21 protein-coding genes are annotated in these 19,097 nt (G+C 51.6%); 18 read left to right on the plus strand and 3 right to left on the minus strand.

Annotated features, from left to right (window positions below; translation table 11 throughout):
* Positions 1–60: 60 nt before the first annotated feature.
* The 13 genes from CO251_RS08910 (at position 61) to CO251_RS08970 (ending at position 12,200) form a co-directional block, all read left to right on the plus strand.
* A complete protein-coding gene (locus CO251_RS08910) occupies positions 61–975 on the plus strand; it encodes a magnesium transporter CorA family protein (RefSeq protein WP_158246254.1) in 915 nt (304 codons plus the stop codon).
* A gap of 144 nt (positions 976–1,119) precedes the next feature.
* Positions 1,120–2,856, plus strand: a complete 1,737-nt coding sequence (locus CO251_RS08915) for a peptide ABC transporter substrate-binding protein (protein ID WP_103375422.1) — start codon at positions 1,120–1,122, stop codon at positions 2,854–2,856.
* 144 nt (positions 2,857–3,000) lie between these two features.
* On the plus strand, positions 3,001–4,251 hold the full coding sequence (locus tag CO251_RS08920) for an aspartate aminotransferase family protein (RefSeq protein ID WP_242968489.1): 1,251 nt from the start codon (positions 3,001–3,003) through the stop codon (positions 4,249–4,251).
* Positions 4,252–4,288: 37 nt separating this feature from the next.
* Positions 4,289–4,738: a type II toxin-antitoxin system RatA family toxin gene (locus CO251_RS08925; RefSeq protein WP_103375423.1), complete on the plus strand. Its 450-nt coding sequence runs from the start codon at positions 4,289–4,291 to the stop codon at positions 4,736–4,738.
* Between the two features lie 12 nt (positions 4,739–4,750).
* Positions 4,751–5,521 (plus strand): fumarylacetoacetate hydrolase family protein, encoded by a 771-nt coding sequence (locus tag CO251_RS08930; protein WP_207654661.1) that lies wholly within the window; start codon positions 4,751–4,753, stop codon positions 5,519–5,521.
* Positions 5,522–5,679: 158 nt separating this feature from the next.
* Positions 5,680–6,063, plus strand: a complete 384-nt coding sequence (gene speD, locus CO251_RS08935; protein ID WP_103375531.1) for an adenosylmethionine decarboxylase — start codon at positions 5,680–5,682, stop codon at positions 6,061–6,063.
* A gap of 19 nt (positions 6,064–6,082) precedes the next feature.
* The gene (gene ndk / locus CO251_RS08940; RefSeq protein ID WP_103375424.1) at positions 6,083–6,496 is read left to right on the plus strand and encodes a nucleoside-diphosphate kinase; all 414 of its coding nucleotides are present in this window, start codon (positions 6,083–6,085) and stop codon (positions 6,494–6,496) included.
* Between the two features lie 2 nt (positions 6,497–6,498).
* The gene (locus CO251_RS08945) at positions 6,499–7,308 is read left to right on the plus strand and encodes a metallophosphoesterase (protein WP_103375425.1); all 810 of its coding nucleotides are present in this window, start codon (positions 6,499–6,501) and stop codon (positions 7,306–7,308) included.
* 31 nt (positions 7,309–7,339) lie between these two features.
* Positions 7,340–8,116, plus strand: coding sequence for an S-methyl-5'-thioadenosine phosphorylase (mtnP, locus tag CO251_RS08950; protein WP_103375426.1), 777 nt, complete (start codon positions 7,340–7,342; stop codon positions 8,114–8,116).
* Positions 8,117–8,143: 27 nt separating this feature from the next.
* Positions 8,144–9,379 carry an adenosylhomocysteinase gene (locus CO251_RS08955; protein ID WP_103375427.1) on the plus strand — a complete coding sequence of 412 codons (1,236 nt, stop codon included), beginning with the start codon at positions 8,144–8,146 and terminating at the stop codon, positions 9,377–9,379.
* Between the two features lie 34 nt (positions 9,380–9,413).
* Positions 9,414–10,697: an amidohydrolase family protein gene (locus tag CO251_RS08960; RefSeq protein WP_103375428.1), complete on the plus strand. Its 1,284-nt coding sequence runs from the start codon at positions 9,414–9,416 to the stop codon at positions 10,695–10,697.
* 35 nt (positions 10,698–10,732) lie between these two features.
* Entirely contained in the window at positions 10,733–11,149 is a 417-nt protein-coding gene (locus CO251_RS08965; RefSeq protein WP_242968491.1) for a PaaI family thioesterase, read from the plus strand.
* Complete coding sequence (locus tag CO251_RS08970) at positions 11,142–12,200, plus strand: CehA/McbA family metallohydrolase (protein ID WP_103375429.1); 1,059 nt, start codon at positions 11,142–11,144, stop codon at positions 12,198–12,200. The genes CO251_RS08965 and CO251_RS08970 overlap by 8 nt, the downstream gene beginning before the upstream one ends.
* Here CO251_RS08970 and CO251_RS08975 read toward each other — a convergent pair.
* Positions 12,197–12,514 (minus strand): hypothetical protein, encoded by a 318-nt coding sequence (locus tag CO251_RS08975; protein WP_103375430.1) that lies wholly within the window; start codon positions 12,512–12,514, stop codon positions 12,197–12,199. The two genes, CO251_RS08970 and CO251_RS08975, sit on opposite strands and share 4 nt — an antisense overlap.
* Before the next feature lie 124 nt (positions 12,515–12,638).
* On the opposite strand from CO251_RS08975, the gene CO251_RS08980 reads away from it, so the two are divergent.
* Positions 12,639–15,347, plus strand: a complete 2,709-nt coding sequence (locus tag CO251_RS08980) for a helicase C-terminal domain-containing protein (RefSeq protein WP_103375431.1) — start codon at positions 12,639–12,641, stop codon at positions 15,345–15,347.
* Positions 15,337–16,128 (plus strand): 5'/3'-nucleotidase SurE, encoded by a 792-nt coding sequence (surE, locus tag CO251_RS08985; RefSeq protein WP_103375432.1) that lies wholly within the window; start codon positions 15,337–15,339, stop codon positions 16,126–16,128. The genes CO251_RS08980 and surE overlap by 11 nt, the downstream gene beginning before the upstream one ends.
* Here the strand turns inward: surE and CO251_RS08990 are convergent.
* Complete coding sequence (locus CO251_RS08990; RefSeq protein WP_146039038.1) at positions 16,091–16,573, minus strand: hypothetical protein; 483 nt, start codon at positions 16,571–16,573, stop codon at positions 16,091–16,093. The two genes, surE and CO251_RS08990, sit on opposite strands and share 38 nt — an antisense overlap.
* Before the next feature lie 130 nt (positions 16,574–16,703).
* Between CO251_RS08990 and CO251_RS08995 the strand changes: the two genes are divergently transcribed.
* The 3 genes from CO251_RS08995 to CO251_RS09005 all read left to right on the plus strand — a co-directional run bounded on the left by CO251_RS08995 (position 16,704) and on the right by CO251_RS09005 (position 18,796).
* Positions 16,704–16,910 (plus strand): alpha/beta-type small acid-soluble spore protein, encoded by a 207-nt coding sequence (locus CO251_RS08995; protein WP_103375434.1) that lies wholly within the window; start codon positions 16,704–16,706, stop codon positions 16,908–16,910.
* 111 nt (positions 16,911–17,021) lie between these two features.
* Entirely contained in the window at positions 17,022–17,378 is a 357-nt protein-coding gene (locus CO251_RS09000; RefSeq protein ID WP_103375435.1) for a TIGR04086 family membrane protein, read from the plus strand.
* Positions 17,379–17,434: 56 nt separating this feature from the next.
* Complete coding sequence (locus tag CO251_RS09005) at positions 17,435–18,796, plus strand: peptidoglycan-binding protein (RefSeq protein WP_103375436.1); 1,362 nt, start codon at positions 17,435–17,437, stop codon at positions 18,794–18,796.
* Between the two features lie 68 nt (positions 18,797–18,864).
* Here the strand turns inward: CO251_RS09005 and CO251_RS09010 are convergent, their stop codons facing one another.
* Positions 18,865–19,089, minus strand: coding sequence for an alpha/beta-type small acid-soluble spore protein (locus tag CO251_RS09010; protein ID WP_103375437.1), 225 nt, complete (start codon positions 19,087–19,089; stop codon positions 18,865–18,867).
* Positions 19,090–19,097: the final 8 nt, after the last annotated feature.

Below are 19,097 nucleotides of genomic sequence, written 5' to 3' on the forward strand. Positions count from 1 at the left end.
GGAGTTAGGGGAGAATACAGTTGTCCGTCAGGGGAACTCTATAGCGGCGGAGGTGGCTCGGTGGACGTTCTACGGACCACGTTTAGTGGGGATGATCGACAGCTGGACTGGGTCCATCTGACAGCGCCAGGGCCAGAGGAAGTGGCAGATGTGTTGGTTCAAGACGGGATTGTGTTGCCGCCAACTATGCCCGGCTCAGGGCGTGCGGAGTTTGATCGTTACCCCGAATTTGTTTACTTACGGTTCTTTAAATTGCATGCCGAGACCCTTGACCACCATACTACCGAGGCGAGTGCGGTGCATTTTGTTGTGACGAAGAATCAAATCGTTTCGTGGAGCATGTGCGCAGATGTCGCGGCCGATTTTCGTTTAACGCGCAAGAAATTAACCATGCACCCAGATCTGATACGCTCCGCGAATCATTTAGCCTACTATGTTGTCGATGACCTATTGGAGCAAGCGTTTCCTTTCTTTGACCGCTTTAATGACAAAGTGTCAGAAGTAGAGCATCTGACCTTGCATAGCGATAATGATCGCAAAATAAAGGAAGAAATTTTTCGATTAAAGCGCATTATTATGCGTGTCCGGCGCATTTTAGGGTCGGAACGCGATGTCGCTTACCAGCTGAGCCGCTATTGGAGTGGGGAGCCCCACATGGAGACGGTCTATTCTTTTGAATTGTATGATCATGTTATTAGACTATCTGAAACCGCAGATACCTACCGCGAAATGATGGATACGGTGCTTGATGTGTATTTATCGAGTGTCTCCAATCGTCTTAATGAAATTGTCAAGACGCTGACGATTGTGACCGCACTTTTTATGCCTGCTTCTGTGATTGCTGCCATTTACGGGATGAATTTTGATCATATGCCCGGGGCGGATAATCCCTGGGGATTTCATGTGGTCATTCTTTCCGTCTTGCTTATTTCGGCACTGTTACTGTGGATTTTTAAACGGCGAAAGTGGATTTAAAACCAAATTGACACAAAGTAGAATTATGTTCCCCTCTAGACGAATTTCATGACCTGCCCTAAAATGCTGAAGGCTCAATATGTCGAATTGCGCTGTCATGTTACGCGTATCATCATGAGATTATGACATCTTAGGGAGGGCACAATGAAACAGCGTTCATTTGCTTTAATCGCTTCAGCGGCTGTGGCGGGTGCGTTGACGCTTGCTGGCTGTGGCACGACCTCGTCTGCCGCGAGCTCGACGGTGAAATCGCCTGTTGGAAACCAAGCTGTCGTCGCTTTACCTGTTCAAGTTTCACCCAATTGGTTTTTCCCAGTGGAGTCGTCGTCGGCCTTTTCTGTTTACAACTCGCAGATGAATTCTCTGATGTACGTGCCGCTGTTGCATATTTCAAAGACCGACGGTATTGATTATGCACGGTCTTTAGCGTCGAACGTGACGTGGAATAGCAATGGAACGGTATATACCATCACTCTTAACAAAAAATGGCATTGGTCTAACGGTACGCCTGTCACGTCTGCGGACGTCGTATGGACTGCGCAGTTGATGATGGCTGCAAGCAGCAACGCACCGTCGTTGCCGTGGGGATATGGTGGAGCTGGCATCGGCGGACTTCCTACCCGGTGGCAAAGTGTGACCGCTAATGGTCCGTACCAAGTGGTTGTGACCTTGAATCAGCCGTCAAATCCCCAATGGTTCTTGCATAACGGTTTAGGGCAAATTGTCCCGGCTCCTAAGGCAGTCTGGGATATTCATAAGAACATGGACAATGAGCTGAAATTCATTTTGTCTGTGTCCAATGACCCAGCATCCCCTTATTATGACGTGGTAGACGGAGCATTTAAGTTCGATGCTGCAGCATCTAAGACCAATAATGAGTATTGGACGTTTGTTCCCAATCCGAACTATGATGGGCACAAGGCGACAATTGATAAGTTGGTCTATGTTTATGAGTCCAGCAACAGTTCCGAATTTGCGGATTTGAAGATGAATAAAGTGGGCGTTGGCTATCTGCCATTTTCATTGTACGATTCACGCAACACGCTCGTCGATGATAAATTTGCACCCGTGTATCCGTTTGGTTTCAACTATCTGATTCCGAATTTTAGTCCGAATGCGCCTGGTGGATTTGGCAATATTGTCAGTCACCAGTATGTGCGTGAAGCTTTGGAAATGGGAATCAACCAGCCTGGCATGATTTCCGCCTTTTATCACGGATACGGCACACCAGGGTTTAGTCCCATTCCTGCCAAGCCTGTTACGAAATTTTATGATGCCAGTCTGAAGAATCCTTATCCTTATAACCCAGCAGCGGGTAAAAAGCTCTTGGAAGCCCATGGTTGGCATCTGGTGGATGGCGTCATGACGAAGGGTTCCCAAAAACTCGCGTTTACCCTTGACTATGTTTCGGGGGTATCTGCTGTTGCGAACCAAGTGCAGCTCATGAAGCAGGATTGGGCGCAAGAGGGCATTCAAGTCAATCTCGAGTCACAGCAGTTCAATACCCTCATTGCGGATACAAACCAGGCCAATGCCAACAAGTGGCAGATGGTGTGGTGGGGCGGTGGATGGACTTATGAGCCTGACTACTATCCCACGGGAGGCGGTTTGTTTGCCTCGACCTCAGCCTCGAATTACGGCGGCTACCAGAATCAGAAAATGAACCAGCTGATTCAAGCGACGTATCAGCCTGGCACTTCCAGTCAGATCACGGCCCGGATGGATGCTTACTTGGCGTACGCTTCGCAGCAATTGCCCGTGATTTGGATGCCATGGACGGCGCAGTTTGATGAAACGGCAACCTATATTCATGGTGTCAATTCCAGCTACAATCCGATAACAAACACCAACTATCCCAACTATTGGACAGTCAGTCACTAATTGGATAAGAAAAGAACAGCCCCAGAGCGTGGTAACGCCTGGGGTTGTTCTTTTTGCGATGATCATGGAGCCAGTTCCATCATGGTATAATCCGCCGCGGCGATCTATTATGGTCAGGATGGAATAGGTAGGGAGGTCAGACACGTGGAACACGATGATTTAATAGCGAAATTTGAGCGGTATATGAATCCAGGACTTGCGCGAGCTTTGCGGTTTATGGGTCTAAATGCCGTGGAAAAAACCGGGCACGAGGCCATCATTGTGGATGAAGAAGGCAATCAATATATTGATTGTGCTGGAGGTTATGGGGTTTTTGTGCAGGGCTATCAAAATTCTCGTATTGTTGAGCGAGCCCATCAGCAATTAGATCAGCTGAGCTTATCCTCGCGCGTTCTGTTGAATCGGCCAATGATTGCTTTGGCAGAAGAGTTGGCTCGCCTCACTCCAGGCGACCTGCAGTATAGTTTTTTTTGTAATAGTGGGGCCGAAGCGGTGGAGGCGGCATTAAAATTTGCTCGTATCCAAACGGGCCGCCCCCGAATTATCTCCACGTATGGAGCCTTTCATGGCAAAACTTTAGGGGCCCTATCCGTTTCAGGACGGGATACATATCGGCAGCCTTTTGCGCCGCTACTTCCAGACATCATTCATGTTCCTTATGGTGACGCCCAAAAGGTCGCCGAAGTTATGGACGACCAAGTGGCCGCCGTCATCGTAGAGCCGATTCAAGGGGAGGGGGGCGTCATTGTTCCACCCGATGAGTATCTGCCCGCTTTGCGCGGATTGTGTGACCAATACGGGGCTTTATTGATTGCGGATGAAGTGCAGACGGGAATTGGCCGAACGGGCCGATTATTTGCCGTGGAACACAGTGGGGTGGTGCCCGATTTAATGTGCTTGGCCAAAGCTTTGGGCGGTGGTGTCATGCCGATTGGTGCTGTGGTAGGGCGACCAAGTGCTTGGACATTCTTTGATTCCGCACCGTTGATTCATACGTCGACTTTCGGGGGAAATCCGCTCGCTTGTGCAGTGGCGCAAGAAGCCTTGCGCGTCACGGTCGAAGACGATTTGCCGCAGCGTGCCGCCACTTTGGGCGCTACCGTGCTAAACGGTTTGAAACAGTTGCAAGGCCGCTTTTCACGGGCGATTACGGATGTGCGCGGTCGGGGTCTGATGATTGGGGTGGAAGTGCCTAGCGCTGGAGTCGGAGGGGCATTAATTTCGGAGCTATTCCAGCGCCATGTTCTCGCCGTATATACCTTAAACAATGATCGTGTGATTCGCATGGTTCCCCCTTTAGTGATCACCGCGGCCCAAATTGATCAGGTGCTTAAGGTATGGGAGCAAGCTCTGAGCGCTATTGAGCCAATGCTTGACGATTTAATAGAAGGATAAGTCGATGAATATCTGGACCTGAGAGGAGCGATTAGTTATGCCTGTGGTAACCGTGACGGAAGTCGTGCCCGCATCGATGACGTCCATTTATAAAATTCTTTCGGATATGCAGCGGTTTCCGGAATTTATGAAAAACGTTGAGTCTGTGACCATTGCGGAGCAAGGTGAAGACTATACCCATTCGGTGTGGCGCACTAAATTGCAGGGTGCAACATTCCAGTGGACCGAGCGTGACGAATTTTTTCCGCAGCAAGGCCGCATTAGCTACCGCCAAATTCAAGGCGACCTCAAGAAGTTCGAGGGCTTCTGGCAGCTGCGGCAAACTTCAGAAGGAACCGAAGTGACGTTACAAACCGACTTCGAATTTGGTATGCCCATGCTGGCCAGTTTATTAAATCCGGTAGCCAAGCTAGCGATTCGCGAAAACGCCAAGGCTATGGTAAGGGCTATAGGAGAGAAAGCACAAGCCGCGGATAGCGAGCATTAGGAGGTGGCGATTGTGGCATATTATGCGAGAGTTGTGCATCATGGCGTGGAAAAATATGCAGCGGTAATGGGAGAGCGCATTCAATTTTTGAGCGGGTCATTTTTCGACCCGGCTGTGGTGCCAACCGGCGAAGAGGTACCTAGCACGGATGTACAATGGTTGGCACCTGTACGGCCGCGCACGGTACTGGCTGTGGGAAGAAATTATCGGGAACATGCCAAAGAATTAGGCAACGCGGTTCCGGATGCGCCCCTGTTATTTCTGAAACAGCCGGGCACCATCACGGGCCATGGCGCCGACATTTTATATCCATCGGGGTTTGGACGGATTGATTATGAAGGAGAATTAGTCATTGTCATTGGTCAAGCGGTCAACTGGCAAACGCCGAAAGAGGCCATAGCGGGGGCGATTTTTGGCTATACCATTGGCAATGATGTAACGGCACGGGAACTGCAAAAGCAAGACGGTCAATGGACGCGTGCTAAGGGATTTGATACCTTTGGCCCTCTAGGACCTGTTGTTGCCACTGCGTATGATTATCGTCCATTTCGCATCGAAACGCGGGTTAATGGCGAAATAAGGCAGCAAGGGGCGTTTTCCGATATGATTTTCGACCCGGAAAGTATTGTTTTTTATGCTTCGCGGTTTATGACCCTGCAGCCGGGGGATGTTATCTTTTCAGGTACCCCCGAGGGTGTGGGCCCCGTTCAACCGGGCGATCTCATCGAAATTACTATACAGGGCATAGGAAAATTGAGTAATCGCGTAAAAACGAGAGAATAATAGAGATTTTATAGCGAGGATATCGTAATTCTCTGCTATTTCCTGCCTTATTGCATTATTTTGTTGACAGAAGACCTTATTTTGATAAAATGATTCTGGCCGTCGGACAGGTTACTGTTGACGAGCACCAATCGGGTGATAAGGGGGTTGGGAATGCGATGAACGCATTGGGTCGACAAATTCTGGCAGAGATACACGGTTGTGATTCCAAGGTGTTGAACGACATCACCAGCGTAGAGGAAATTATGGTACAGGCTGCTTTAAAGGCAGGCGCTGAGGTGCGAGAGGTGGCTTTCCACAAGTTTAGTCCGCAAGGAGTAAGCGGGGTGGTGGTCATTTCTGAATCGCATTTAGCCGTGCATACGTGGCCGGAACACGGCTATGCCGCCGTAGATGTGTTTACTTGCGGCGATTCTGTCAACCCCTGGGACGCCTGTAATTACATCGTCGAACAGTTCCGCGCCCAAAATTTTACCGCTTCGGAAACCCTCCGGGGTGTTTTGGTCGAGACGAATGCGCATTCGGAAAAAGCTGTGATTTGACGACAGGGGGATTTTAGCGTTGGCAACTACGTTTGTCATGGTCAAGCCTGATGGTGTCAGGCGGGGGCTAGTAGGGGAAGTTATACGGAGAATGGAACAAAAGGGCTTGCGGCTAAAAGCCATGAAGTTATTGCAAGTCAGTCCAGAACTAGCAGCGCAACATTATGCTGAGCACCAAGACAAACCTTTCTATCCCGAGTTGATCGCCTTTATCACGTCGGGTCCCTCTGTCCCGATGGTCTGGGAAGGACGCGAAGCCGTAACGGTTGCCCGGACGATTATGGGGGCTACTGATCCGGTTAAAGCCTTGCCTGGCACCTTGCGAGGAGACTATGGACTGGCCATTACGGAAAATATTGTTCATGGTTCGGACAGTGATGCTTCCGCGGAGCGAGAAATCGGGCTTTATTTTGCCCCGCATGAACTTGTATAGCCGTGCTTAATGCAGCGGTTTTGGGCTTATTCAGCGTGGCGTTTTATGCCGTAGGTATTGAGCCGTTTTGGATTCGCGAAGTATGCTACGATCTGGTTGTCCGCAATTTGGCAAAGGAATTTGACGGTTTCACCATCCTCCATCTGTCTGATTTTCACGGGCGGGTGGGGGCTTTTTCGTTCCTGCGGCACCACCCAATCAGAGCAGATATGGTAGCGGTCACGGGCGATTTATATGCCTGGCGCACGCTGCCACGAGCGCGCCTTGTTCGGGAAATAAATGGGCTGACGGCACCCGAAGGCGTCTTTTACGTGAGTGGTAATCATGATTATCACAGAGGACGCCTCGACGTGACGCCATGGAATCCCGGGCCGCGCCTCCTCGATAATCGTGTACATCGCATCAAGCGTGGAGAACATAGTCTTTGGGTGGCGGGAATTCCTGATTTGGTGAAGGGACAACCGGCATGGGAGCGTGTTTTAGGGCAATTGGCGCAGAGTACGGAACCCGCTATTTTGCTCTCCCATCGTCCTGACGCATGGCTCTTGCCCGGCATTGAGCGGTTTGCATTGGTGCTTGCAGGACACACCCATGGGGGGCAAGTGACAGCCTTTGGGCGCTGGGTACCTGTGCGCCATACCCGGGTAAAAAAGCCGTATGCGGGCGGTTTGATCACAGCGGATTCCAAACCGCCTCTGATTACGTCGCGGGGCTTAGGGGCATCCGAATTGCCCGTGCGATTTGGCTCCCGGCCTGAAGTGGTGAAAATTACTCTACATAGCGACGTGGTAGCACACAAAGCGGTAGAATAGCGGGAAATGGCATTCATTAGGGGGATAGTCGATGAGAATTGCAGTAATAGGGGGAACGGGCGTGTATGATCCAACATGGCTCTCCCAGAGTACGACCGAAGAAGTGGCCACACCGTTTGGGCCCACTCGTGTGACGCGCGGCCATTTAGAAGGAATGGAAGAGGAGGTCTTTTTTATGAACCGCCATGGGGCGGGACACAAAGTCCCGCCCCATTTGGTGAATTATCGGGCTAATATATGGGCGTTGCGGGAGCTAGGCGTCGACCGAGTTGTGGCAACAGCGGCCGTGGGGTCCTTAAATGTGGCTATGCCGCCAGGGGCGTTTGTATTGTGCGACCAATTCCTCGACTTTACCAAAGCGCGGGCTTCGACTTTTCATAACGGGGGGGAGTCAGGCGTTGTCCATACCGACATGACAGAGCCATACTGCCCTGATATGCGGAGTGTTCTCGTCCAAAAGGCTAAGGAATTGGGGATTGCGGCCGTTAATGGAGGCTGTTATGTCACAACCGACGGCCCTCGGTTTGAAACGCCTGCGGAAATTAAGGCCTACCGGTTGCTTGGCGGTGATGTCGTCGGGATGACCGGTGTACCCGAGGTTGTTCTAGCCCGTGAGCTCGGTTTGTGTTACAGCACTGTCGCTTTGGTTACGAATTTCGCGGCGGGCATTTCTTCCGAGGTACTTAGCCATCAAGAAGTGTTGGACGTCATGGCACAAAATGTGGCAGGACTGCGCAATGTTATCGCGGCGGCGCTACCGTTATTGCAGCATGAACGTACGTGTGCTTGTAGCTTATCCGCGCATTGATATCGTGAACCAAAGGAGGACTGAGCCTTGTCAACCATTAAAGATCGCGCTTTAGCCTCAGATGGCCATAAGAAAATGGATTGGGTTGTCGGCCGCATGCCGGTATTAGGCGCCCTGCGTGAGCGTTATGCGAGTGAAAAGCCCTTTACAGACCAACGTATTGCCATCTCCTTACATCTTGAGGCGAAAACTGCCGTCTTGGCAGAATTGCTACATATCGGAGGAGCCACGGTAAGTATTACCAGCTCCAATCCTCTGAGTACTCAAGATGATGTGGCTGCAGCCCTTGCGGAACGGGGCGTGACGGTCCACGCTTTTCGTGGGGCCACTGACGAAGAATTCGACCGCTTGCACCAACGGGTCTTAGATTTGGAACCCACACTAATTATTGATGACGGCGGCGAATTAACCGACCGATTGCATTCGTCACGGTCATCATTGGCTGATCGTGTGAAAGGAGGAGCGGAAGAGACGACCACTGGTGTTACACGGTTGCGTGCGCTAGCCCGAGAAGGAAAACTGCGTTATCCGATGATTGCGGTCAATGATGCGGATATGAAGCATTTATTCGACAATCAGTATGGCACGGGGCAATCAACGTGGGATGGGATTATGCGCACGACAAACCTCTTGATTGCGGGGACAACCGTGGTCGTTGCAGGCTATGGCTGGTGTGGCCGTGGCGTCGCTGAACGGGCTCGGGGGCTTGGGGCTCGCGTCATTGTCACGGAGGTGAATCCGGTGCGGGCAAACGAGGCGCTTATGGATGGACACCAAGTGATGACGATGGATGAAGCGGCCGGCTATGGTGACTTCTTTGTGACGGTGACGGGCAACCGTGATGTCATTACGCCCTCACATTTCGCCAAAATGAAAACGGGCGCTGTCCTGGCTAACGCCGGGCATTTTGATGTCGAGGTGGATGTGAAGGGGCTGCGTGCTATGGCGGTTGAGACGATTCCTGGCCGCAATGCCAACGTAGAAGGCTTTCGTTTGCCGTCAGGTCAGACGGTGTGGTTGCTAGCAGAGGGCCGTTTGGTGAACTTAGCGGCGGGGGATGGCCATCCTGCGGAAATCATGGACTTAACCTTCGGATTGCAAGCGTTAGCGCTGGAGTATTTATTATCTCATCCCTTGTCGCCCGGTGTCTATCCAGTAGACCCTGATGTCGACCAATGGGTAGCCCGCATTCGCCTTAAGGCCCTAGGCATTGGCATTGATACGCTGACTCCTGAGCAACAAGCCTATACGGCATCATGGTAAGAGTGAGAACGATTCAGGAACGAGGTGAGCAGCAGTGAGGTACCGTATACAAGCGGACACCGTGATTACCGTGGATGATGCCTTTCATATTTTCCAGCCTGGTCAGGTCACATGGGACGGTCACGTTATTGTCAGTGTGGGTCCGCCTGAACTGGATACAAGTCGCGTGGACCAAGAGATTAATGTCTCTGGGGGCATCGTTATGCCTGGGTTTTATAACGGCCACAATCATGCGGCAATGACCTTATTGCGTGGACTGGCTGACGATAGTCCATTTTTTGAGTGGTTGGAACAGCATATTTGGCCACGTGAAGCTCGCCTAACGTCCGATGACATCTACGTAGGAACGTTACTGGCGGCGATTGAAATGATTAAGTCTGGCACGGTTGCATTTGCGGACATGTACTTCGAGATGGAAGCCGTGGCCCGCGCAACAGAAGAGAGCGGTATGCGAGGTTGGCTGAGTCGTGGGTTGGTTGGCAATGATGATTTGGACTTTGTCAAGCTCAACCAGAGTGTTGAATTTGTTGATGCATGGCGAGGGAAAGCGGAGGGCCGTATTGTGCCCATGCTGGGACCTCATGCTCCGTACACCTGTTCACCGGCTTATTTAGCCCGCGTGGGGCAAGTGGCCAAAGATCTCGGCGTGGGTATTCATATTCATTTAGCAGAAAGTCCTACAGAAGTTCAGCAAATGCAACAGCAATATGGACTGAGTCCCATCGGCGTTGCGTGGCAGGCAGGATTGTTTGAATCCCGGCTGCTGATTGCTCACGGGGTCCATATTCAGCCCGAGGATCTTGGGTACCTCACGGGCATGACTGGGGGGATTATTTCGTGTCCTATCAGCAATGCCAAGCTGGGTAATGGGATTATGCCCTATTCTTTGTTGTCAGCGCAAAGCGTGCCCGTCGGCTTGGGAACCGATGGGGCGGCATCAACTAACTCGCTGGACATGTTTCTCGAGATGAAAGCCATGGCATGGATGCAAAAGCTCGTTGAGGGCCGGCCTGAAGCCTTTAATGCCCGCACAGCCCTTACAATGGCGACGCGGCGGACCGCCGAGATTTTAGGGAGTACAGGTGGCGTTTTAGAACCGGGGCGCCCAGCGGACCTCATTGTGGTTGATGCAACGGCAGCGGCGATGACGCCAGAGATTGATCCCGTGGCCAACGTCGTCTATACGGCTACGGGATCCAATGTACTCTATACCGTGGTAAACGGGGAGATATTACTGGCGGATGGCTTATTAACCCGACTCGATGAACGGGCCATCATTCAAGAAGCGAAGCAACGTTTGCAGCATTTGTTTGCATAGAGCGACATTGTTAAGGATGGTGTTGGGGGTGGCCCGTGAATATTAACTGGGACGACAATCCGTGTTTTGTCTGCGGAATGCATAACGCCGTGGGGTTGCATGCGCATTTTCTGTATGATGCAGCCCAAAATCAGGTCCATTGTGCCTTAGCGGTTGACAAAATGTGGCAAGGTTTTGAAGGGGTGGTTCACGGGGGCATTATCGCCGGTCTCCTGGATGATGCCATGTGGCATGCGCTTTATCATGAGCACGATCTGGTGACGATGACAGCGCAACTAACTGTTCGCTACCGAAGGCCTGTGCCCATTGACACGTTGCTGAATATTTATGGGACCGTTACCCAATTTAATCGGCGGATTGTGCATACCAAGGCATGGATTGAGAGCTTCGGTGAGACGTTAGTGACAGCAGAAGGGGTTTTTATGCCACCCAAGGAACCGCCGCATGATTGACCCGTTTCATCTTTTTGAATATAGCGTGGTTTTGCACGTGCATTCGCAGTATTCAGATGGGACAGGAACGGTTGCGGACATTATTCAAGCAGGGCAGGCTGCGGGAGTGGATATCGTGATTTTGACCGACCATGACACCTTACAGCCACGCCACGACCGTTACGGAGAAGGGTATTATGGGCGCCTATTGTTTTTGGTTGGTGGTGAAATCACTCCTCAGCAAAACCATCTATTAGCCTTATTTGTTGACCAGTTACCGAACCCCGACCTCCCTTGGGGGGACATTGTTCAGGCGGTGAACCTTCGTGAGGGATTGTCTTTTGTTGCCCACCCGGTTGACCAGGGGAGTCCCTTTCTAAAATTACCCTCGTACCGGTGGACCGAGCGAGGAGTCAGGACGTTTACGGGGATTGAAGTGTGGAACCACTTATCCAGTTGGCTGCCATCGGTTACTAACACCCCGACCGCACTGAGAGCCATTTTGGATCCGTGGTGGCGTATACAAGGACCTGACCCAGAGGCGTTGCAATTGTGGGATGAACTCGGGCAGATGCAGCGAGTGGTTGGCATTGCTGGAGTGGATGCCCATGCCGCTCGCGTCGGCGGCAGACGCTTGGGTTTTACGGTGTTTCCTTATCTGGTGAGCTTCCAAACGCTTCGAACGCAGATCTATGTACCCCAGCCGTTAACGTATCATGATTTGGGTTTTGACCAGCAATTAATTTATGATGCCTTGAAGGAAGGGCGGGTGGCCCTGATGGCGTGCCGCGAGGGCACGGAAAAAGGGTTTCGCTTGTGGGCACAAACGTCCACCCATAAATGGCCGATGGGGAGTGAGGTCCCGTGGCAATCGGGACTTACCCTCAAAGCGACCAGTCCGGTTTTGGTTTCGTGGCGCGTATGGCATAACGGGATGCTGGCAGGAGACGGCGTAGGTTTGATTGGTGACTGGCCGATAACAGGGCCCGGTGTGTGGCGAGTAGAATTGCTCCGGGGCCGCAAGCAGCGGCCCTGGCTTTTTAGCAATCCGATTTATGTGCGAGAAGCCTAAAGTTGTCCGCCATAATGCCGGACGATATCGGCCACATTATTTCGGTCTTCAGCAGGGACCACAGCGGTCAACAACCATGCATCGGGTGCGATACCTTGGGTGCTCCATAAGTAGCTAGAGGCGCTATGAAGATTGGTTGTAAACATCCCGTGACCGTCATCCAAAGAGAGCATATTGTTTTGTGTGTCATAGGCGGATTGCGCGGGAATCGGGTCAATCTCCACCACATCAAAACCTTCTTCACGCAAGCGGGTTTGGCACTTTTGCGCATCTTCCATCCGCGAAAAAAATGCCAAGATGTTTTTGTCGTTCAATCGGGTCGCCTCCTTGTGCATGCTAGTGTGGTCATTATCGGGGGAATCTATAACCCATTCATCGAGGCATTGGACAATGTGCTAAGATAGGCCTACGGTTAATGAAGGACGGGATAGGGGTAGCATGCGAACAGATTTTGTGGTGTTGGATTTAGAAACCACGGGGCTTAATCCTGAAGGGGATCGCATTATTCAGGTGGCTATGCTACGTGAGATCAACGGTTGCGTCGAGCGTCTGGACTTTTTTGTCAATCCCGAACAACCCATACCGTCTTTTGTGAGACGATTGACCGGCTTTCAGGATATCGATTTTACTCTCTACCCTACGATTGACCACGTCATCAATGAGGTTAGGGCGTTTATCGGGGATCGGCCGGTTGTGGGCCATCAAATCAGTTTTGATTTAGCGTTTTTAGCTAAGGTCGGTGTGAGGGTTGTCGATGCCATTGACACATTGGAATGGGCGCGCATTGCTTTGCCCATTCAAAGCAGTTACCGTCTAGAAAGTTTAGCGCCGGAAGATCATGGATTTCATGATGCACGCAATGATGTCGAAGCAACGTATCACTTGGTCTACCGGATTCGTGAGGCTTTAAGCCAGTTACCCAAGGAAACACAGGCGGATTTGCGGTATCTATTGGGAAACGAGTGGGAATGGTGGGATGTGACCGACTCCGGGACAGCCTTTCATTCACCCCTGGATTTTCCCGTCGCCGAAGTGCCTCTGACGGGAGAATTACCTCAGATGGCCCACGGGTATAATGCTCACGATTGGTTAACGGAGCGGTCGCCTATTGGCAAGAGTTTTAGCGCTTTTGAGCGAAGGCCCTCACAAGAAACCATGTTGTCGGCAGTGGACCGGGCTTACGAGGACGGAACAATCCTGATGGTCGAGGCGGGAACCGGTACGGGCAAGAGCTTGGCATATTTAACGCCGGCGTTGTTAGCCTCTCTTGGGCGTGGAGAACGGACCGTTATTGCGACATATACATTGGCATTGCAAGAACAATTGTGGAATAAAGACTTACCCGTCGCCCAGCAGCATCTGCCGGTGCGTTCCGCGATGGTGAAGGGGCGTGGGCAATATATTTGTTTGCTCAAAGCCGATGAATTGCGACAAACCACGACGATGCTTAACGAATCGCGGGGGCGCCGTTTGGCATTAGCCAGACTACTGACATTTATTGCATTGACGGACCGTGGAGACTTTGACGCTTTCAATCCCTCGTCTCATGAGAGCAAACAATTGTGGCAAGATGTTTTGGCCGATCGCCATGCCTGCGCAGGTTCGCGTTGTGTCTATGCGGGATCGTGTTATATGCGTCTGGCCCGGCGTCAGGCCGAAACCAGTCACATTGTGGTCGTTAATCATGCGTTGCTGGCCGCCCACATGGCCACGCCAGGGGTTCTTCCAGACTTTGATCACGTCATCATTGATGAAGCGCATCATTTTAGTGATGTTGTGGAGCGCGCATTTGGGATGGATGTGAATATTGTAGATTTTACCCAGGTCTTAGGGGAAATGGTGGCTCATAATGGGCTCTTTGATCACTTGAAAGCTCATCCCGACTTATTTGGATTGGTGGAAACGGTACGGGATCAGGCCATGCAACTTAGAGATCGCTTGGCACGCGTGGAACAGGCCTTGCTGAGTCAAACCCCCCCGTCTGATTATGGGAGGCAGTCGGTGCGGGTGACGGAGGATCTCTACGCCCAATGGGCTGGTACCGGCATTGATTCGGCGATTCAATCGTTGCGGTACACACTCGCGGCGGTGGCGCAAGTGTCTCGCGACATTTGGGCGTCCGCTGAAGCGATATTAGGTGATGCCGTGAAGACTGATGCAGGCTGGCTAAGATTTCAGAAGTGGGCAGAAGATGTCTATGATTTTAGCATTCACATGGATCAGTGGGGGCCGCCTCAAGAGGCCGTTGTGAGCTGGTGGGAGGCCCGACGATTAGACACAGAGCCTCAGGTTACGTTGCGCCAAGGGCCTGTGGATGTGTCGAAGTTAGTGAATGACACCCTATGGGAGAAGGTCAAAACAGGCGTTTTAACGTCAGCAACGTTAAGTATTGCGGGCGATTTTCAATATATGGCGCGGACATTGGGGGTCCCGAAATCTCGTCTGCGGGCGATTCAGTTACCGTCGGCATTTGATTTGCGCCATAATAGCTGTTTGGCGATTCCCACTGACGCGCCAGATGTCAGTAATCCTCAGCATGTGCATGCGTTGGCACAATTTTTACTCGACGTGGTGCCCATTATTGAGGGAAGAACATTGGTGCTAACGACCTCACACAGGACGTTACGGGCGCTGGCCGATCTTATTCGTGATGAGTTGGAGGCTATAGGGATCATCACATTGGCGCAAGGGATTGATGGCCCTAGTGTGCGCTTAGTCTCTCAATTTAAGGAGACGCCGCGCTCTGTATTGATTGGGGCATCAGGTTTGTGGGAAGGCGTGGATGTGCCGGGCCCGGGTCTTTCCCTGGTGGTGATGACGCGGTTACCGTTTGGTGCCCCGGGCGAACCGCTCGAAGAAGCCCGGATGGAACGACTCCAAGCAGCTGGGAAATCAGCTTTTTACGCGCACACCTTGCCGAGAGCTGTATTGCGTTTCCAACAAGGCTTCGGCCGGCTATTGCGGACACGTCAGGACCGTGGAGTTGTTGTCGTCTTCGATCCACGTTTGATTACAAGTCGGTACGGAACCAAGTTTATTCAAGCGCTCGGGGGACCGCATCTTGAGACCCAGCCTCAAAGGGCTCTTGTGACGTGGATTAGGGAATTCTTTAAGGAGAAAGAAGGAGAGCAGGACCGTGAAATTTAACCGGATTCTTGTGACAAATGACGACGGCATTGGAGCGGAGGGCATTAAGCTGCTGACGGGCATGCTCAGTGCCGTGGCTCGGGTTTACGTGGTGGCGCCCGAATTAGAGCGCAGTGCCATGGGTCATGCTATCACGATGCACAAACCGTTGCACGCAACGCCCGTTGAAATAGAAGGCGCCACGCAAGCGTGGCGCATTAATGGAACACCCGCGGATTGCGCTAAATTGGGGGTGGAAGCGCTTTTGCCTACGCGGCCTGACCTCTTGCTGTCAGGCATTAACCATGGGTCCAATTTAGGACGGGATATTTATTACTCCGGGACCGTATCTGCCGCCATGGAAGGGATGTTTTTGGGCGTTCCCTCCATGGCTTTGTCTTATGCAGGAGATGATCGCGAGGGGCTAGAGTGGTCGGCTAGGTTTGTGAGATGGTGGGTGACCCAATCGAAATTTATTCAGCCCCCGAATGGCATGTTATACAATGTGAATTTTCCGCAATGGAATCATCAGCCTCCTCATCAGATGGTGTGGGTGAGATTAGGGCAGCGCAGGTATTCTAATGATTTCCACAAGCGTATTGATCCGCGCGGCCGTGCGTATTATTGGATGGCAGGAAGGCCGCACGACGCTATCCAGGAAACCGATACCGATGTGGGGGCATTGGCTGGGGGGATGATAACAGTGACACCGCTGCAAATGGATGCGACGGCCTATCCATTCATTGCGGACAAAGAGGCGTTACCTATTCCGTCTCAGCTTGGCGAAGGCTTGTGGCCATGATTGCCATCGTTTGATCAGGAGCAGATTGGCCGTCATACCAAGAAATGACTTGAACCATCAAACATCCGGTGGGGCTATCGTAGCGCACAATTAAGCCTGGGATAAAAACGTTCGCGACGGATTGGCTGTCTAAATGCTCCGTGCTATCTAGTACAAATACGCCATGTGCTACGGAGGGCCACAGTCCTCCTAGCTTTTCTTGAAATACACGAAGTGACAAGTCTGCGGCCACCTCAATGTGCCACCATGTGCGCGGCGCACCGCATGGCGTGACAATCATGTGGCAACTTGACCGGGAGCCTTTACCGCTTAATGGCTGGAATTGTTGGCGCCGTGCTGGGCACGCTTGTAGATGATGGGCCATGCCCGATTCCTGTCGAATCTTCTTGCAAAAATTACACTGTCCTAAACTGTCGTGGGCAATATTTAACTGAGGTCTCGCCATAAAATCTCCCCGCACGTAATCATAATTGTCATTTGAGTGTAACGTCTCAGATAAAGGCTGTCTAGGTGGGAAAAGGTTCCGCTATAACTTGTGTTAGTCGCGGACAGTCTAAAGACGAGGGGGGCTGATTATGGCTGAAGGCAAGAAACCAGTGGAACCAGGCTCAGAAGAGGCGTTAGATGACCTCAAAGAAGAGGTGGCGGAGGATTTAGGATTGGATGATGATATTCGGGAGCGGGGTTGGGGAAACATGACGACTCGCGAAGTCGGGAAAATTGGCGGGAACATGGTTCGTCGCCTTGTCAAAAGTGCCGAGCAACAGATGTCTAAGGAATAAACGTAAACGCCGGCTTAGGTCGGCGTTTTTTTTTTCGAAAATGTCGTCCTCGTCCTGTCATCGAACGGTTATACGCCGCGTAGGTTGTCTTAGGAGAGGAGACGAGGTCAAGTGAGCGTAGGCGTTATCTTGAGAGGCGTGTTAGCCGGTTTTGTGGCGGCAGCCCTAGTGGCTTTTATTTTAGCCTTAGTGGATTATAATACGACCCTAGCTGGCTCTGTATTGTCAATCTTGTTATGGGCCGCATTATTGGTGGTAACAGGAATCAGTGGATGGGTTGCAGGCCGAGGTGCTGAACATGCGGGGTGGATACACGGAAGTCTAGCGGCGTTGACACTCTTTTTGGTAGGGAAAGTAATCGGAGAAAACGTTCATGTGGGTCAGGGAGGCCCGTTATGGGTCGGACTGGTTGCGGCATTGATTGCGGGAATGATTGGCGGGATGTGGGGATATAGTATGCAATATTAGGCCGTCTGAATAAAATCTCGCTTTTGGTGCATTCTGGTAATTGAGGAGGATGCACAATGGCGGGAATCATTTCTTCAACCATGCTTTCAGCGGCTCTATCATTGTCCTTATTGGCGCCCAACACTATTCCGCAGAGTTGGATACAAGGACATGATCCTGTAGCGGTGGCAACAGTCCAAGCGCAGCTGGATGTATTGGGTTATAATGCCGGCCCTCTGACCGGTCAGGTCACCCCAAATTTTTACCATAGTGTTGCAAATTTTGTAACGCAATTCGGGATCGGTCCTAAGGCATCGTTCACGACGCAAGTTGCAGATATTGTCCATACCCTTCCGGCATTGCCCTCGTATGTATCGGGGGCGAGTGTGTTGGCTGTCCAGTCATGGCTTCAGGAGTGGAAGTTGTACCAGGGGGCCTTAAATGGGCGCATGTCACCGGCTCTTAGCCAATCGGTCAAAAAATTTCAAACGATTGCGGGATTGTCCGCGACCGGTGTCTTAAATGGACCAACGTTATCAGCGTTAGCGCATTTGGCTACTGTCCGCGTTGCGGCGCATAAAAGATGGACGTATGCGGCCCAGCCGGGTGATAAGATGCGCCTGTTGGCATGGGCAGCTGGCGTCCCCCTAAAGACGTTCGAAAGGGCTAATGCCGAACATGGAACTCTATTGTGGGTGGGGCAACCGGTTGTTTTTTATCCTAAAGTTTCGGCACACACCAACCCCATCCAAAAACCAGATAAGCGAGCCTCGTCACCCCGCGTTAAAATCCCGGCGCACAGGGATTTGAGCTCCGTTCAATCACAGCCCGCGGCTCAATCCTCCTCAGGATCCTCAACCCCCTCAACAGGGGTATTGAGCAATCTCCAACCCATTGCGGCGTTCGTGCTATATGATCCCCAAAAGGCGGTAATTCAAGCGCTATTATCGGCTCAAAAACGTTATCCTCATGCCCTGATTGATGTGGCAATCACTGGGGAGTGGGCCTTAACGCATACGCGTTTAATGAAAGCTTTGGCCAAATCAGGTAATGAAATCATCATGGACGGGTATTCAGGCGTCTCATTAAACACATTGCCCGATTGGGGCATACGCCAAGAAGTCACATGGTCAGTTAAAGCGCTCTCGCAAACGACCGGGCAGACGCCCGTATTTATCAGCCAATCGGTACCTTTTCAATCATCTGTCCTGGGCGAGATTAGCGCACAAAATGTTATTGCGCTCTCTCCTAGTGTTGTCGTAACCCAAAGTCATTGGGCGACGGTAATGGTACATGCCTTACTCGACCATCCTGAAGGTGTGGTGGGAAGTGTCTACGGTCCCCAATCGTCACAGGGCTGGGACAGGGTGTTCCAACGCTTAGCGACAGATCATTTTGTCTTTTTGACATTAGGGCAAGTGTGGGCGAATGGGGGATAATTTCATGATGGCCCGTACATATTACTCCCAGATGGCTAAGCACCATCTGGGAGGGTTGGATTCAAGATTTAGTCCGAGCGAGACGATAAGGATTCTTCGGCTTGGCGGATCATGACCTTCACCATGTTTCCGCCAATCTTGCCGCCAATACGTCCGAGTTGACGCGATGGCATATCGGCCCATCCTTTCGTGAGGATTTCATCAGTTAATCCTAAGTCTTCCGCCACTTCATATTTAAATTGATCGCGGATTTGGGGCGATAACAATGACGGTCCTTGCTTACGGCGCGCCATAATGCATT

The organism is Sulfobacillus sp. hq2 (genome assembly GCF_002903155.1).
Classification (GTDB): Bacteria; Bacillota; Sulfobacillia; order Sulfobacillales; family Sulfobacillaceae; genus Sulfobacillus; species Sulfobacillus thermotolerans.

What these genes read in the sequence shown, in the direction of transcription:
- CO251_RS08915 (WP_103375422.1), top strand. Translation starts at nt 1,120, where the DNA reads ATGAAACAGCGTTCATTTGCTTTAATCGCTTCAGCGGCTGTGGCGGGT.
- CO251_RS08925 (WP_103375423.1), top strand. Translation starts at nt 4,289, where the DNA reads ATGCCTGTGGTAACCGTGACGGAAGTCGTGCCCGCATCGATGACGTCC.
- speD (WP_103375531.1), top strand. Translation starts at nt 5,680, where the DNA reads ATGAACGCATTGGGTCGACAAATTCTGGCAGAGATACACGGTTGTGAT.
- mtnP (WP_103375426.1), top strand. Translation starts at nt 7,340, where the DNA reads ATGAGAATTGCAGTAATAGGGGGAACGGGCGTGTATGATCCAACATGG.
- CO251_RS08970 (WP_103375429.1), top strand. Translation starts at nt 11,142, where the DNA reads ATGATTGACCCGTTTCATCTTTTTGAATATAGCGTGGTTTTGCACGTG.
- CO251_RS08980 (WP_103375431.1), top strand. Translation starts at nt 12,639, where the DNA reads ATGCGAACAGATTTTGTGGTGTTGGATTTAGAAACCACGGGGCTTAAT.
- CO251_RS08990 (WP_146039038.1), bottom strand. Translation starts at nt 16,573, where the DNA reads ATGGCGAGACCTCAGTTAAATATTGCCCACGACAGTTTAGGACAGTGT.
- CO251_RS08995 (WP_103375434.1), top strand. Translation starts at nt 16,704, where the DNA reads ATGGCTGAAGGCAAGAAACCAGTGGAACCAGGCTCAGAAGAGGCGTTA.
- CO251_RS09005 (WP_103375436.1), top strand. Translation starts at nt 17,435, where the DNA reads ATGGCGGGAATCATTTCTTCAACCATGCTTTCAGCGGCTCTATCATTG.
- CO251_RS09010 (WP_103375437.1), bottom strand. Translation starts at nt 19,089, where the DNA reads ATGGCGCGCCGTAAGCAAGGACCGTCATTGTTATCGCCCCAAATCCGC.